We start from the raw sequence: 15505 nt of genomic DNA, 5'->3' as shown, positions 1-15505 counted from the left end.
CAGAGCGAAAACGTCCCCTTCGCCGCGATTCTTCCTGCTTCCGGCGCGTGTTTCTCGTTGGCCCGGATGGATAGGGTCCATTTGTGGTCAACATCGCGGCATACGGGACCTGGACGTCCCCCATCAGCGCGGCCGACGCAGCGGCGGCCGGTACGAGTCCCGAGTGGACGGACCTGCACGACGGTCACGTGTGGTGGGCGGAGAGCCGCCCGCACGAGTCCGGGCGGGTCGCCCTGTTGCGTGACGGAGTCGAGGTGATCGACGACCGGTGGAACGTGCGCAACCGCGTGCACGAGTACGGCGGTCGCCCGTTCACGGTGCTCGACGACGGGCGCGTGGCGTTCACCAACTGGCACGACCAGCGTGTCTACCTGGCCGAACCGGGCGGCGAGCCGGTGCCGATCAGCGCCGAGCCACAGCGCGAGCACGGCCTGCGCTACGGCGATCTGCGCGCCACCGGCGACGAGGTGTGGTGTGTCCGCGAGACGATCACCGGCGATCGCCCGACCGACGTGCGCCGCGATCTCGTGGCGCTCCCGGCCGCCGGCGGCGAGCCGCGCGTGCTGACCGCGAGCCACCACTTCCTCACCGCGCCCCGGCCGAGCCCGGACGGCCGGCACGCCGCGTGGATCGGCTGGAATCACCCGGACATGCCGTGGGACTCAGCCGAGCTGTGCGTCGCGCCGATCAACGACGACGGCACGTTCGGCGAGCACCGCGTGATCGCCGGTGGCGAACGCGAGTCGGTGTGCCAGTTCGAGTGGGAGTCCGACGACGCGCTGCTCGCGATGACCGACCCGGACGGCTGGTGGAACCTGCACCGGGTGACGCTCGACGGCCAGGCGCGGAACCTGGCGACGATCGAGGACGACCTCGGCGGGCCGATGTGGAAGCTCGGCTGGCACTGGTTCGCCCCGCTCGGCGGCGGGCGGCACGCCGTGCTGGTGTCCGGCGCGCTGTCCGTACTGGACGAGCGCACCGGCACGATCACCGAGGTGGACAACGACTATCCACTGTGGACGCCGAACCTGGTCGCGCGGGACGGCGTGATCGTGTCGGTGGCGGCCGGGCCGCGCCAGTCCTCGGCGGTCGTGCGGCTGGACCTGTCGACTGGCGAGCTGACCACGCTGACCGAGGCGCCGGAGCGCATCCCGGACGAGGCGTACCTGCCGGTGCCGGAGAAGCGCTGGTTCACGGGTGAGAACGGGCGGTCGATTCCGGCCTACGTGTACCCGCCGACCAACCCGGAGTTCGCCGGCCCGGACGGCGAACTCCCGCCGTACCTGGTGCACGTGCACGGCGGCCCGACCGGCGCGTCCAGCCGGGCACTCGATCCGAGGATCGCGTACTTCACCAGCCGTGGGCTGGGCGTGGTCGCGGTGAACTACGGCGGATCGTCCGGCTACGGGCGCGCGTTCCGCGAGTTGCTCATCGGCGAGTGGGGCGTGGTCGACGTGCAGGACTGCGCGTCGGTGGCGGAGGCGCTGGCCGAGGAGGGCACCGCGGACGGCGAGCGGCTGGCGGTGCGCGGCGGCAGTGCGGGCGGCTGGACGTCGGCCGCGTCGATGACCACCGTGCGGACCTACCGGTGCGGCACGATCATGTACCCGATCCTGGACCTCACCGGGTGGACCGGAGCGGGCGGCGAGACGCACGACTTCGAGTCGCGCTACATCGAGAACCTGGTCGGCACGCTGCCCGAGCACGCGGACCGGTACGCCGAACGCTCCCCGATCAACCACATCGACAAGCTGGCCGGGCCGGTGCTCCTGCTGCAGGGGCTCGAGGACGAGGTGTGCCCGCCGGAGCAGGCGGACCGGTTCGTGGCAGCGCTGGACGGTACCGGCATCCCGCACGCGTACCTTACGTTCGAGGGCGAGCAGCACGGGTTCAGGCGCGCCAAGACCATCGAGCGCACGCTGGAGGCGGAGCTGTCGTTCTACGGACAGGTATTCGGGTTCACGCCACCCGGAGTACCGGTGTTGGATCTGGCGTTGTGAAGCGTATTCGTCCGCCCCGGCTGCGCGAGGGCAGTCGGGTGGCCGTGGTCGCGCCGGCCGGGCCCGCGCCGGAACACCTGTTGGACACCGGTCTGGCCGTGCTCCGCGAATGGGGCCTCGACGTCCGTGTCGGCGAGCACGTGCGCGAACGGCACCCGAAGCTCCGCTACCTGGCCGGCACGGACTCGGCGCGCGCCGCCGACCTGGAGCGCGCCTGGTGCGACCCGGACGTGGAGGCGGTGTTCTGCGTCCGGGGCGGGTACGGCTGTCTGCGGATGGTGGACCTGCTCGACTGGGACGCGATGGCCGCGGCGGGTCCGAAGGTGTTCGTCGGGTCGAGCGACGTGACAGTCCTGCATCAGGCGATCGGCGACAACCTCGGCGTGAGCACCCTGTTCGGGCCGATGGCCGCGACCGAGAGCTTCACCGGCGAGGCACTCACGCACCTGCGGTCGACGTTGTTCGAGCCGGAGACGGTGTTGCGCCTGTCCGGGCCGAAGGCGGCCACGATGGAGCACGGCGTGGCGCGGGGCATCACGGTCGGCGGGAACCTGAGCCTGCTCGCGGCGACCGTGGGCAGTTCGCCGCCGCCTCCGGACGACGCGATCGTGCTCCTGGAGGACATCACCGAGAGCCCGTACCGGCTCGACGGGTACATCACGCAGTTGCAGCGCACGGGGTTCTTCACCGGGGTGTCCGGCATCGCGCTCGGGTCGTGGCGGAAGTGCGGCGATCCGGACGCCGTGTACGCGGTGATGGCGGATCTGTTGGCGAGCCTGGGAATGCCGACCGTGTGGGAGCTGGGGTTCGGCCACTGTGAGGACGCGCTGACCGTGCCGCTCGGCGTCATGGCGGAACTGAACGCGGACGAGGGCACGCTCGTCATCGAGGAGCCGGCGCTCACGTGAAGATCGTGCCCGCCGGCGCCCGCCACCACCGACGGCGCGCCCAGGCTTGCCGTGCTGCGTGATCGCCCGTACGCGGTGATCACGCTGCTGAACTCGATCACGCTGCTGTACATGCCGCTGCTCAGCCTCGTGCTGCCGCTGTGGATCGTGGAGCGGACCGACGCGCCTCGCTGGGCCGTGTCCACGCTGCTCGTGTCGAACACGCTGAGCGTGGTGCTGTTCCAGGTACGCGTGGCACGCGGGGTGCGTGGGCTCGACTCGGCGGCGCGCTACGTGCGCCTGTCCGGACTCGTGATGCTGGCCGCGTGCGCGGTGTTCGCGGTGTCCTCGGCCGACACGTCGGCGCTGGTTGCCTGCCAGGGCTTCTTCGGCATGAGTACGGCGATCGCCAGGATGCTCGGGCCGCTGCTGTTGACCAGTCTGATCGTGTCCTGGGGAACACCGGGCTGGTTCGTCCTCGGTGGACTGTTCCTGGTGGCCGGTGCGGCGACGGGGCCGGCCGTTCGGTGGGCGCAACGGACCCGCGTGACGCCCACCGTCCACAGTGGACTGTCCTAAGGGGACGGTGACGGCTGCTTGCCGACGCTGAACAGCCGCAGCGGATCCGCCTTGCGCAGCGACTGCCCCGCGAGGAGGCTCACGCCGATCGCGCTGATGATGAACGGCCAGTTGTAGAGCAGGTCCTCCCCCGCCGGCGAGTACACCAGCACCAGGAAGACCGAGCCGGTGACCACATAGACGAGTTGCCGTGGCTGCCATGGCATCGCGGCGGCGATCACCAGGCCCCAGGTGAGATACCACGGCAGCGTCGCCGGCGACAGCACGGCGATGGCGAACAGTACGAGCGTCATGCGGCGCACCGCTTCGACGCCGCCGTGCCGGGCCGCCCACCACTGCCGGATCGCGATGTAGAAGAACAGCAGGGCGCCGATGATGCGGGTGACCACGATGAACGGGGTCTTGTCGACGTCGACCACGAAGTCGGTCAACCAGTAGAAGAACTCCCCCACCGCGGTCGGCAACGAGAGCCAGTTGACGATCATCGCGGGCGCGCGCAGCGCGGGAAGCCAGCCCAAGTTCACACCGGCGACCAGAGTGATCGCCCCGAAGGTGACCACGAAGGTCGACACGCCAAGGACCATGGCGCGGGCGAAGTTGCGCCACTGGGTGGACTTGAGGTGGCCCGCCCACACCCAGATGAGGAACGGCAGCGCGAGCGCGGCGGTGGGCTTGACCCCCATCGCGGCCGTCACCAGGGCGATGCCGAGCACGTGGTGGCGATTGAGCACCAGAAGTGTGCCGGCGGCCAGGAAGCCGAGCATCAGCGAGTCGTTGTGCGGGCCACCGATGAGGTGCACGACCGTCATCGGACTGGCGATCGCGAGCCAGGTCGCGACCGAGAGCTTGCCGCCGAGGTGGCGCACCAGGCCGGGCAGCGAGATCAGCACCAGCACGATGCCGGTGGACATGGCCAGCCGCATCAGGATGACGCCGAGGATCATGTTGCTGCCGGAGATCCAGGCGACGGCCTTGGCGACCAGGATGAACATCGGCCCGTACGGCGCCGGGGTGGTCTGCCAGAACTCGTGCACGTTCTGCACGACGGCCGGCAGATCCAGCACGATCGGCCCGACCTCGTACGGGTCGTAGCCGTACAGCGGGAGCGTGCCCTGGCCGAGGTAGGAGAAGACGTCCCTGGTGAACACCGGCGGTGCGATGATCAGCGGCGCGATCCAGCAGCCCGCCGCGATCAGCACCGATCGGGTGTCCACGTCGCCCGCGAGGACGTACCGGCCCATACGTACCCAGGCCCACACCACGAAGCCGAAGCCCAGGTAGAGAACGCCGGTGGCGAGCATCTGCCCGTGGCCGTAGCGCAGCCAGGAGAGCGGGCCGTTGCCGAGTATCGGGTCGTGGACCAGGATGCCGGCCGCTCCGAGCCCGCCGAGCAGGATCATCAGGGAGCCGACCAGTCCCAGGATCGTCGTGCGGTACGGGAACGGCTTTGTGGGGGCCGGATCGGCCGGTGTCGAGGGAGCGACCGGCGCTGCGGCTTGGGCTGTCGCGCCGTCGGGAGCGGTGTCCGTCGATGCGTCGCTGTCGGACGCCGAGGAAGGGGTGGTCGGCATGGCGTATCGAGATTACACAGGGCGATTTGTCGTCATGGGAGTGGTGACCGTGTGGCGGTTGAGGGCGTTGCGGTACGCGGAGAGGGTAGGTCATGGCTAGCCTCGCGGCGTGGATCTCGACGGCGTGGTGGCGCGCGCGGAGCCGATCGTGCGGTTCGGGCCGGCGGAGCTGTTCCGGACCGGTCGGACAGCGGAGTTGACTGTGTTGTGGGACGAGCGCGAGCGCCTGTGATTGGTCGACATGCCGGGCGTGGTGCGCGGGCTTGCCGTGGTGGACGGGCTGCGGGCGGTGGCCGAGGGTGCGTTGTCCATCGTGGACACGCGGAGCGGCTCGTTCGACGCGGAGGTGTTTCGCGACGGTGACACGAGTGTCGAGGCGTCGAGGATCGGTTGCGGGTGAGCTTGGGAGGCTGATCGATCGGCTGGTGCACTGAGGGGGCTTGGACGAGGGCCGGCTTGTCTCTGTTGTGGAGCTTGCCGGGTGGGTGGGGTGCTGCCGCGCCGGTCGCCGGTTGCGGGTTGGTCGTTGTGGGGGTGTTCCGGCGACCGGCTTGCCACCGAGAAGCGGGGCACGCCCGTTTCGTGGGTGGTTGGGTTAGTTAGGTGGGTCATCGCTACCACCAGGACTTGGTACGGGGTCGGGTTGTTGTCGTTGTGCGTGGTCGGGTTCGATGGTGATGGTGGTGCCGGTGGGGGTTCGCCACACGAACACGCCCGGTTCGGGTTGCAGGAGTGTCCAGCCTTGTTGTTGTTTCAACCGATGGTGGTGCCGGCATAGTGGTCCCAGGTTTTCGGGCACGGTGTCACCGTGTTGGTGGAAGGGGATGGTGTGGTCGAGGTCGCAACGTTCGGCTTTGCGGTGACAGCCCGGGAAGCGGCAGGTTTTGTCGCGTGACCGCACATGCTCGACCAGATCCGGTGGCGGCCGGTAACACCGGGCTTTCCGGTTGAGTGGCTTGTTGTTCTTGGTGGGTGTGGTCGCGACTTTGCGGATCACCGTCGCTTGCGACAGCAGGTCGGTGGCGGCGTCTGGGGTGAGCGGTCCGTGCCCGTCCAACTCGACCACCGACGGCTCCTCCGCTGAGCCGGTCAACGTCAACACCACCTGCACGTGCTCAAAATCCTTGCCGCACAAGGCGTCCTGGAACACGTCGGCCTGCCGCTGGGGCTCGGTGCGCTCATCACCCTCGGTCTTCGCCTTGCGCGCCAACTCCATGATTCGGCGGTAGCAGGCTTCGGCTGCTGCGGCGGTGGTGTAGCAGGAGAGGGTGGCCATGCCGTCCTCTTCGGCGACCACCCACACCTTCCGCCCCTGGGCACGTTCCCGATGCCGGCGTTGTGCGCCGTCGGGGTCGATCGCGGCCACCTCACCCCGGAGGTGGCCGCGCAGGGTGGACACCACCTGCTCGGAGGCTTTCCCGAGTACCCGGGTTTCCACCGTGCCAGCGTGCTCGGGTGACAGTGTCGCCGTCGCATTGTTGATCGCGGCGGCTTTGATCCGGTCGATGGCACCCTGTTCCAGGGCTGCCAATGTCCCGGGCAGGCGTGTCACAATCGACATCGCATCATCGATCCGGTTTTGCGCGGTGCGGGTGGACCACCGCATGTGTGCGGCAACTTCATCGGCAGTGAATTCTTCAAGATGGGTGCCGGCCCGCAATTGCCGAATCTCGGTGAGGATGCGCATCTGCTCCGCCTCCGCGCGTGCCTTCACCCGCTCGGTGTCAGCGAGCGCGTCGAGCAGCCGCGCCATCGTCGTGTCGAACATGTGTTCGAGCCTACCGGATCGCGACCCCGGAAAGCGTCACTCGACCAGGTGAAACCCGCTGGTCGATCACCGTTCCAGAGGCGGCGCGGTACGGGCAAAAGGCAGGCGGAGCCTGCCCGTAGCGCCAGCCGTTAGGGCCGATCGAGGCTCACAAGTCCAGGGCTCGGCCCCCCAGGGCCGAGTCGGCGAAGCCGACGCCGAAGGCGCCCTTGACTTGTGAGAATCGGCCCGCACAATACCGCGCCGCCGATCACCCCAAGCCCCAACGCCGATCAACGCCCCAAAACGCTCGCACTAGGCAAAGCATCCAACAACGATTGCGTATACGAATGCGACGGCGATCGCAAAACAGAGTCGACAGCGCCGACCTCAACCAGTTCACCGCGAAACATCACCGCCACCCGATCAGCGATATTCCACGCCAACCCCAAATCGTGAGTAATCACCAGCGCGGCCAACCCCAACCTCGCCCGCAACCGCAACAGCAACGCCAGAATCTCCCCCCGCACCGAAGCATCCAGCGACGCCACCGGCTCATCCGCCACCAACAACCGAGGCTCCAAAGCCAACGCCCCGGCGATCACCACCCGCTGCCGCTGCCCACCCGACAACTCGTGCGGCAACACCGACATGTATCGATCAGCCGGCCGCAACTCCGCCGCCTCCAGCGCCGCCGCCACGTGCTCCCGCTCATCCCCCGGCACCTTGTGAATCCGCAGCCCCTCAGCCACCGCTTCGTAAACCGAGTGCCGCGGATTCAGCGCACTCGTCGGATCCTGCAACACCAACTGCACCTGCCGCCGATACGCCTTCAACCCCGAAGCCGACCGGGGCACCCGCTCCCCTTCGAAGTACACGGAGCCGGACGTCGGCCGCTGCAACCCCAACACCGCCCGCGCGAGCGTCGTCTTCCCCGACCCCGACTGCCCCACCAGCGCCACGATCTCCCCCGGCGCCACCGACAGATCGACTCCGGCGACAGCGTGCGTCCCACCGAACGTCACACGAAGATCCTCCGTGCGCAGCAACGGTTCCGCCGGCTCATCGTCCGAAGTGGACGGTGCCTCCGGCAGCCCGAGCGGACTCGACGTCGCCGGCGCGTACCGATACACCGGATCGCCCACGGTCGGAAACGCCGCCGCCAGCGCCTTGGTATGCGCGTGTTCCGGACGAGCGATCACCGCGGCCGACTCACCCTGCTCGACCAACTCGCCCTGGTACATCACGGCCAGCCGCTCACACGTCGACGCCAGCACCGCGAGGTCGTGGCTGATCATCACCAGACCGATCCCACGCTCCTCGACCAGCCGAGTCATCAGGTCGAGAACCTGAGCCTGCACCACCACGTCCAGCGCCGTCGTCGGCTCGTCGGCGATGATCAGCTTCGGCTCGCAGGCCAGCGCCATCGCGATCATGACGCGCTGCTTCTGCCCGCCGGACAGCTCGTGCGGGTACGCCCGCGCCCGCTCGACCGGCAGCTCCACCTGTTCGAGCAACTCGGCGACCCTGCGATCGACCGCCGACGTGGACGGCGACGAGCCGAGCGATCCGTGCAGCCTGATCGGCTCGGCGATCTGGTCGCCGATGCGGTGCACCGGGTTCAGCGCGTTCATCGCACCCTGGAACACCACCGAGCCGGCCGCCCAGCGCACCGCGCGCAGCCGCCCCCAGCTCATCGTGGAGATGTCCTCGCCGTCCAGCAGGATCTCGCCCTCGAGCCGCGCCGACTTCGGCAGCAGGCGCAGCACCGACATCGCCAGGGTCGACTTTCCGCACCCCGACTCGCCGGCCAGTCCGAGCTTCTCCCCCGCCGCCAACGACAGGCTCACCCCGCGCACGGCGTGGATCTCCTCGGCGGTGGTGTCGGCGGCCCGGGCCCGGTAGTGCACCGAGACGTCGCGGAACTCCAGCAGTGGTTGGCTCATCAGCGCTCTCGCAGGTTCGGGTTCAACACTGTCTCCAACGCGCGGCCGCACAGCGTGAACGCGAGGACGATCAGCACGATCGCGAATCCGGGCGGCAGCAGGTACCACCACGCGCCCGCGGTCACCGCGCCGGTGTCCAGCGCGGACTTGAGCATCCCGCCCCACGACACGGTGCTCGCGTCACCCAGTCCGAGGAACGCCAGCGTCGACTCGGAGATGATCGCGCTGCCCACGGCGAGCGTGGTGTTCGCCAGCACCAGCGGCAGCACGGCGGGCAGCACGTGCTTGCTGAGCACGTGCATGTGACCGCCACCGAGTGCGTGCGCCCGCTCGATGTACGGGCGGGTCTCGATGGTCAGCGTCTGCGCGCGCACCAGTCGCGCGGTGGACGGCCACGAGGTCACGCCGATCGCGAGGATGATCGTGCCGACGCCCCGTTCGAGCATGGTGGACAACACGATCGCCAGCACCAGCGCCGGCAGCACCAGGAAGAAGTCGGTCACCCGCATCAGCACGGCGGCGGTCCAGCCGCGGAAGTGCGCGCTGAGCATGCCGACGATGGTGCCGATCGCGACCGACAGGATCGCCGCGGAAATGCCGACCAGCAACGAGATCCGCGCGCCCCACAAGGTCAGCGCCAGTACCGAGCGCCCGGCGTGGTCGGTGCCCAGCCAGAAGTCGCCGGCCGGCGGGGCCAGGATCTCGCCGGTGGCCCTGGTGACCGACAGGACCTCCCGGTCCAGCCACAGCGGCACGGTCACCGCCACCAGAACGATCACCACCAGCGCGGCGAGGCCGAACAGGCCGGACTTGTTGGCCGCGAACTCCCGCCACACCTTGCCGAGCGCGGCACGCCGCCGCGTCCAGGCGACGGCTCTGGGACTGTTTCGGGGACTCTGGTTTGTCGTCATGCCGACCTCACCCGGGGATCGACGAACCGATAGATCACGTCGGCGAGCAGATTCATCACGATCACCGCGGCCGCCAGTACGATCAGCGTGCCCTGCAGCAGCGGGTAGTCCGGCACACCGATCGCCTCGTAGGTGAGCAGCCCGAGCCCCTGCCAGGAGAACACCTTCTCCACGGTCACCGCGCCGGACACGACCAGCCCCATGTGCAGGAAGATGATCGTGATCGTGGGCAGCAGCGCGTTGGGCACCGCGTGCCGGCGGCGCACCAGGTTGTCCCGCAGGCCCTTGGCGCGCGCGGTGGTCAGGTAGTCCGCGTTCATCTCCTCCAGCAGCGAGGAGCGCATCACCATCAGGTACTGCGCGTAGATCACCGCGGTCATCGTGATCGCCGGCAGGGCCAGGTGGTGCAACACGTCCAGGAGTTCGGCGAACCAGCCGCCGGACACGCCGCCCGGTGTGGTCATGCCCGCCGTCGGGAACAGGTCGAGCCCGACCGAGAACACCACGAGCATGATCAGGCCGAGCCAGAACGTCGGCACCGACCAGAGCACCAGCGCGGTGCCGGTGGACCAGCGGTCGAACCGGCTGCCGTGCCGCCACGCCGCCCGCGAGCCCAGCAACAGGCCGAGCGCCACGGCGAGCAGCAATGCGGTGCCGGTCAACAGGATCGTCCACCAGAACCGCTCGCCGATCAGCTCGGCGACCGGCGCGCGGTACTTGATCGAGGTGCCGAGATCACCGCGCAGCAGGTCGCCCATGTAGTCGACGAACTGGGTCCACAGCGGCTCGTCCATCTTCCACTCGGCCTTGATCCGCTTGATCTCCTCGTAGGAAGCGGACCCGCGTCCCTCGATCACGGAGCGCACCGGGTTTCCGGGCATGGCGCGGAATAGGAAGAAGCCGAGCACGGCGACGAGCGCGAGACTGATCGCGCCGCCACCGAGCTTGGTGGCGAGGTAGCGGACGGTGCTCTGCCCGCCACCTCGTGCCCGACGCCCTCCGAATGCCTCCGCGGCCGGCTCGGTCGTGGCCGGTATGTCCGCCAAGCCCTACTCCCTGTCGTCCGCTGAGACGCGCTTGCGCCGAGCGCCCAGCAGGCCGAGACCACCGAGCACCACGACGGCGCCGATGATGATCGCCGCCCAGCCGCCGGTGCCCAGCCCCGAGCTGTCGCTGTCGGAGTTCGTCTGCTCAGCCGCCTTCGGCGCACCAGCCGGCGGGGTCTCGCCCACCGGCGTGGCGCCGTAGTAGCCCCAGTAACCGCTCTGGTTGTTGATGATGCCGCCGTTCTGCGGCTGCGTCACGAACGTGGTGAACCGGTCGGACCGGTACGCCTCGAGGAGTTTGTCGTAGCTGAGCATGATCGCGGACACGTTGTCGTACAGCATCTGCTGCATCCGCTGGACGGTCTCCTTGCGCTTGTCCTTGTTCAACTCCGCCTGCTGCTGCGCGAAGAGCCGGTCGTACTCGGGGTTGCAGATGTTGGTGTCACCCAACTCCGTGCCGACCAGCTTGCAGAGCTGCTGACCCAGCATGTTGTCCGGGTCGGGCCCGACGCTCCAGCCGGAGAACGACAGGTCGAAGTTGCCCGACGTGGTGTCGTCGTTGAGCTGGCTGGACGCGATGCTCTTGTGGTCGACGGTGACGCCGAGCTGACCGAACCACTCCTTGACGTACTCGGCCATCTGCGCCTGCTCGGCGCGGTCGTTGCGGCTCAGCAGCCGTAGCGTGATCGGCTTGCCCTGCTTGTCCAGCCGCGCCCCGCCGTCACCCTTGCGGTAACCGGCCGCGTCCAGGATCGAGTTCGCCTTGCCGATGTCGAAGTTGCGCTTCTTGTCGTCGGACAGCTTGAACGTCCAGTCCGGGTACACCGGCGGGATGAGCTGCGTGGCCTCCTCCGCGTATCCGCCGAAGACCTTCTCGATCAGCGTCTTGCGGTTCACCGCGTGGTCGAGCGCCTTGCGGAACTCGACGTCGGCGAGCACCGGGTTGCCGGTGCCCCAGGTGCTGCCGTCCGCCTTCTTGGCGCCGGTGTGCATGATGATCTCGGTGAACCGGCGGTTGCGGCCGGCGCTGGCCTTGATTCCCGAGGTCTTCTCCAGCGTGCGGTACTGGGCCGGCGTCAGGTTGTACACCAGGTCGGCGTCGCCCTTGATCAGCGCCTGGCTGGCCGCCTCGGTGTTCTCGTACTTGACCATCTGCAGCGTGTCGACCTTGGGCCGGCCGCGCCAGAACTTGTCGTTGGCCTTGAGGGTGACCGAGCGACCCGACTCGACGCCGGACAGCACGTACGGCCCGCTGCCGACGACGGGCGTCTGCTCGTTCTTGAAGTCCTTGATCCCGGCGACCTTGTCCCGCCACACGTGCTCCGGGACGATCGGGATCTCGCCGACGCTGCCGATCACCGCGACGTTGACGAACTTGGTCCTGATCTCCACGGTCTCCGGGTCGGTCGCCTTCACCGACTCGAAGCTGGCCACCGCGACCTCGTTGGCGTCCTTGGCCCCCGGGTTGGTCATGATCTGGTTGTAGGTGAACTCGACGTCCTTGGCGGTGATCGGCTGCCCGTCGGACCACTGGACGCCCTTGCGCATCTTGAACGTCCACGTCTTGCCGTCCTGCGACGGCGTCCAGCTCTCCGCGAGAGCACCCTCCGGCGTGGAATCGGTGGCGTTCGGGATGACCAGGAACTCGTACATGAGCCGGCCGACCTGAGTGTCCACCAGCGAGGTCCCCTGGAACGGGTTCAGCTTCTTGATGTCCTGCGTGACCGCGACACGCAGGACCTTGCCCTGCGGCTGCTCGGCCTTCGCGACCGGCGCCACGTCAGGCACCGCCACAGCGGGCAGCATCGCCATGCCCAGCGCCGCGGCGACCACGCCGATCGCGGGGCCTCTCCGACTCCGCTTGCGTCCCTGTTTACCCGTGGCGACCACGCGCACCACCTCTTCCAGCCTCGAAGGTGCCAAGAAATAACCATTTGCCAGTGGGGAGTGTCAACGACTGTCGACAGATCATGCCAAGCCGTAACGTTAGCGGTGTGCGAATCCTGATCTCTGCGGACATGGAAGGCGCCACCGGCGTCACCCACGCGTCCGACGTCATTCCCGGAACGGAGCAGTGGCATCGGTTCCGCCCGATCTTCACCGGCGACGTGAACGCGTGCGTCGCCGGGCTGTTCGATGGCGGGGCGACCGGCGTACTGGTGAACGAAGCGCATTCGTCGCAACGGAACCTGCTGCTCGAGCAGCTCGACCCGCGCGCACGGATGCTGACCGGGCGCCACAAGCCGTTGTCCATGATGCAGGGTATCGAGTCCGAAGTGGACGGTGTGGTGCTTCTCGGATATCACGCGGGCGCCGGCGAGGACGGCGTGCTCGCCCACACCTATCTGGAGAACTCGATCACCGGTGTGTTCCTGGACGGCGTGCCGGCCAGCGAAGGACGGCTCAACGCGGCGCTGGCCGCCGAGCACGGTGTCCCGGTACTCGTGGTGACCGGCGACGACCGCACCTGCGCCGACGCCACCGAGTACGCGCCGACCGCCGAGCGGGTCGCCGTGAAGGAATGCGTGAGCCGGTACGCGGCGATCTGCGCACCGCCCTCGGTCACCGCCAAGCAGATCGCCGACGCGTCGAAGGCAGCCATGGCCATCGCCGGCCGGGTGGCGAAATCCGTCGCGCCGCACCGGATCGAGGTCGAGTTCGACGCCACCCATCTGGCGCACGCCGCCGCGGTGATCCCCACCGTGGAACTGGTCGACACGCGCAGGATCGGGTTCGACGCGGAGTCGATGACCGAGGCGATGAAGGCGTTCAAGATCGTGACGGCGATCGCGGGCGGGGCGGTGGTCGAGGAATATGGCTGAGTCGGTCGAGCAGTTGCTCGCGGAGCTGATCCGCTTCGACACCACCAACTTCGCCGTCGGCGAGGCGCGCGGAGAAGCGGCGGCGGCGGAGTTCGTCACCGATCACCTGACCGCCGCCGGGCTCGCCCCGCGGTCCTACGAACGCGAGCCGGGGCGCACCAATGTCGTGGCGCGAGTGCCGGGCAGCGACCCGACGCTGGACCCGTTGCTCGTGCACGCGCACCTGGACGTCGTGCCGGCCGACCCGGAGCTGTGGTCGGTGTCGCCGTTCGCCGGTGAGATCGCGGACGGCTACGTGTGGGGGCGTGGCGCGGTGGACATGAAGGACATGTGCGCGATGCTGCTCGCCGTGCTGCGCCGCTGGGCGCTGGACGGTCGGCGGCCGCGCCGCGACATCGTGCTGGCGTTCGTCGCCGACGAGGAGACCGGCGGGCACTACGGCGCAGCGTGGCTGGCCGAGGAGCACCCGGAGCTGTTCGACGGTTGCGCGGCGGCGATCAGCGAGTCCGGCGGGTACAGCTACCACGCCACCTCGGCGTCCGGCGAGCCCGTGCGCCTCTACCCCGTCGGGACCGCGGAGCGCGGCACGTCGTCGCTGCGGCTGACCGCGACCGGACGGGCCGGCCACGCCTCCCGTCGCAACGACGACAACGCCGTGCGCACCCTGGTCGACGCGTTGTCCCGGCTGGCCGCGCACGACTGGCCGGTGCGGCTGTTCTCCGCCACGCAGGCGTTCCTGGAGCGCGCCGGCGCGGCACTGGGCGTCGAGGTGGATCTGTCCGATGTGGACGGAACACTGGCGCGGCTCGGCCCGGCGGCGAAGATCGTCGAGTCCACGGTGCGCAGCAGCACCACCCCGACCGTGCTGTCCGCGGGCAATCGGGTGAACGTGATCCCGAGCGTCGCGCACGCGCACGTGGACGGCCGCACGCTGCCCGGCAGCGAGGACGAGTTCCTGTCCACAGTGGACTCACTGCTCGGGCCGAAGATCACCCGCGAGTTCCTGCACCGCTCCCCCGCCGTGCACGCGCCGATCGATTCGCCGTGGTTCGACGCGATGGCGGATGCGTTGCGCGCCAACGATTCCGAGGCGATCGTGGTGCCGTACTGCCTCGGTGGCGGCACCGACGCGAAGGCGTTCTCCCGACTCGGGATCCAGTGCTACGGGTTCGCGCCGCTGCGGCTCCCGGTCGGGTTCGACTACCGGGCGATGGCACACGGCGTGGACGAGCGGGTGCCGGTCGACGGGCTGCGGTTCGGCGTCGAGGTGCTGGACCATTTCCTGAGCCGGGTGTGATGAGTTCTCGCCGCCGCGCGAGTCGGTACGGGTGACGACCAGAAGGAGGACCACATGCGCACGCTCGCGATCACCCAGAACATCACGCTCGACGGTTCGATCGAGATGCTCGGCGACTGGTTCGCCGCGCAGGGCGGCGATGTCGACATGTCCGATCTGCTGGAGGTGCAGCACCGGCACATGGGCGCGGCGGACGCGTTCCTCGCCGGCCGGCAGACCTTCGAGGACCTGCGCGGCTACTGGCCGACTGTGATCGATGAGGACACCACGGGTGTGTCGGCCTACCTCAACGACGTGCACAAGTACGTCGTCTCGTCGACGATCACCGATCCGGCGTGGCAGAACACGACCGTGCTGTCCGGTGATCCGGTGGCCGAGGTTCGCGCGCTGAAGGAACAGCCGGGTCGCGACATCGTGGTCACCGGCAGCATCACGCTGTGCCACACGCTGATCGAGGCGGGTCTGGTCGACGAGTACCGCCTGTACACCTTCCCCGTCGTGCAGGGGCGTGGCCGGCGGCTGTTCCCCGACGGGTTCGAGGTCCCGACGTTGCGGCGGCTGGACGTCCAGGCGTTCCGCAGCGGCATCACGTACTCGAGCTTCGCTCCGGAGAATCCCTAGTCAGGGTGTATCTCCGGTAACGCCGCGCCCTCCTCCTAAGCGTGGGGCCACCCACGCGCAGCTGCAGGAGGAGGGACC

Annotated in this window: 14 protein-coding genes; 8 read left to right on the top strand and 6 right to left on the bottom strand. The window is 68.8% G+C overall.

The window, feature by feature from the left end; translation table 11 throughout:
- Positions 1-83 precede the first annotated feature (83 nt).
- The 3 genes from EV193_RS08890 to EV193_RS08880 are packed head-to-tail and all read left to right on the top strand — an operon-like array spanning position 84 to position 3466.
- On the top strand, positions 84-2000 hold the full coding sequence (locus tag EV193_RS08890; protein WP_130343501.1) for a S9 family peptidase: 1917 nt from the start codon (positions 84-86) through the stop codon (positions 1998-2000).
- Positions 1997-2908, top strand: coding sequence for a S66 peptidase family protein (locus tag EV193_RS08885; protein WP_130343500.1), 912 nt, complete (start codon positions 1997-1999; stop codon positions 2906-2908). The genes EV193_RS08890 and EV193_RS08885 overlap by 4 nt, the downstream gene beginning before the upstream one ends.
- Positions 2909-2959: 51 nt before the next feature.
- Complete coding sequence (locus EV193_RS08880) at positions 2960-3466, top strand: MFS transporter (protein ID WP_207222557.1); 507 nt, start codon at positions 2960-2962, stop codon at positions 3464-3466.
- On the opposite strand, the gene mptB is transcribed toward EV193_RS08880, so the two are convergent.
- Entirely contained in the window at positions 3463-5037 is a 1575-nt protein-coding gene (gene mptB, locus EV193_RS08875; RefSeq protein WP_130343499.1) for a polyprenol phosphomannose-dependent alpha 1,6 mannosyltransferase MptB, read from the bottom strand. The genes EV193_RS08880 and mptB overlap by 4 nt on opposite strands.
- Positions 5038-5146: 109 nt before the next feature.
- On the opposite strand from mptB, the gene EV193_RS34415 reads away from it, so the two are divergent.
- Complete coding sequence (locus tag EV193_RS34415; protein ID WP_278044168.1) at positions 5147-5269, top strand: hypothetical protein; 123 nt, start codon at positions 5147-5149, stop codon at positions 5267-5269.
- A gap of 9 nt (positions 5270-5278) precedes the next feature.
- The gene (locus EV193_RS33210) at positions 5279-5437 is read left to right on the top strand and encodes a hypothetical protein (RefSeq protein WP_165401290.1); all 159 of its coding nucleotides are present in this window, start codon (positions 5279-5281) and stop codon (positions 5435-5437) included.
- A 195-nt stretch (positions 5438-5632) separates the two neighbouring features.
- Here EV193_RS33210 and EV193_RS08870 read toward each other — a convergent pair whose 3' ends face one another.
- The 5 genes from EV193_RS08870 to EV193_RS08850 form a co-directional block, all read right to left on the bottom strand.
- Entirely contained in the window at positions 5633-6805 is a 1173-nt protein-coding gene (locus EV193_RS08870; RefSeq protein ID WP_130343498.1) for an HNH endonuclease signature motif containing protein, read from the bottom strand.
- A gap of 272 nt (positions 6806-7077) precedes the next feature.
- On the bottom strand, positions 7078-8730 hold the full coding sequence (locus EV193_RS08865; protein ID WP_130343497.1) for a dipeptide ABC transporter ATP-binding protein: 1653 nt from the start codon (positions 8728-8730) through the stop codon (positions 7078-7080).
- The gene (locus EV193_RS08860) at positions 8730-9641 is read right to left on the bottom strand and encodes an ABC transporter permease (protein ID WP_130343496.1); all 912 of its coding nucleotides are present in this window, start codon (positions 9639-9641) and stop codon (positions 8730-8732) included. Before EV193_RS08860 ends, EV193_RS08865 begins: the two co-directional genes overlap by 1 nt.
- The gene (locus tag EV193_RS08855) at positions 9638-10678 is read right to left on the bottom strand and encodes an ABC transporter permease (protein WP_423202149.1); all 1041 of its coding nucleotides are present in this window, start codon (positions 10676-10678) and stop codon (positions 9638-9640) included. Before EV193_RS08855 ends, EV193_RS08860 begins: the two co-directional genes overlap by 4 nt.
- Before the next feature lie 12 nt (positions 10679-10690).
- Entirely contained in the window at positions 10691-12610 is a 1920-nt protein-coding gene (locus tag EV193_RS08850) for an ABC transporter substrate-binding protein (RefSeq protein ID WP_130343495.1), read from the bottom strand.
- 71 nt (positions 12611-12681) lie between these two features.
- On the opposite strand from EV193_RS08850, the gene EV193_RS08845 reads away from it, so the two are divergent.
- The 3 genes from EV193_RS08845 to EV193_RS08835 are packed head-to-tail and all read left to right on the top strand — an operon-like array spanning position 12682 to position 15427.
- Positions 12682-13509: a M55 family metallopeptidase gene (locus EV193_RS08845; protein WP_130343494.1), complete on the top strand. Its 828-nt coding sequence runs from the start codon at positions 12682-12684 to the stop codon at positions 13507-13509.
- On the top strand, positions 13502-14806 hold the full coding sequence (locus EV193_RS08840) for a M20/M25/M40 family metallo-hydrolase (RefSeq protein ID WP_130343493.1): 1305 nt from the start codon (positions 13502-13504) through the stop codon (positions 14804-14806). The genes EV193_RS08845 and EV193_RS08840 overlap by 8 nt, the downstream gene beginning before the upstream one ends.
- Positions 14807-14860: 54 nt before the next feature.
- The gene (locus EV193_RS08835) at positions 14861-15427 is read left to right on the top strand and encodes a dihydrofolate reductase family protein (protein WP_130343492.1); all 567 of its coding nucleotides are present in this window, start codon (positions 14861-14863) and stop codon (positions 15425-15427) included.
- Positions 15428-15505 lie beyond the last annotated feature (78 nt).

The organism is Herbihabitans rhizosphaerae (assembly GCF_004216555.1).
GTDB classification, from domain to species: domain Bacteria; phylum Actinomycetota; class Actinomycetes; order Mycobacteriales; family Pseudonocardiaceae; genus Herbihabitans; species Herbihabitans rhizosphaerae.
This window is presented reverse-complemented; position numbering and strand designations above follow the sequence as displayed.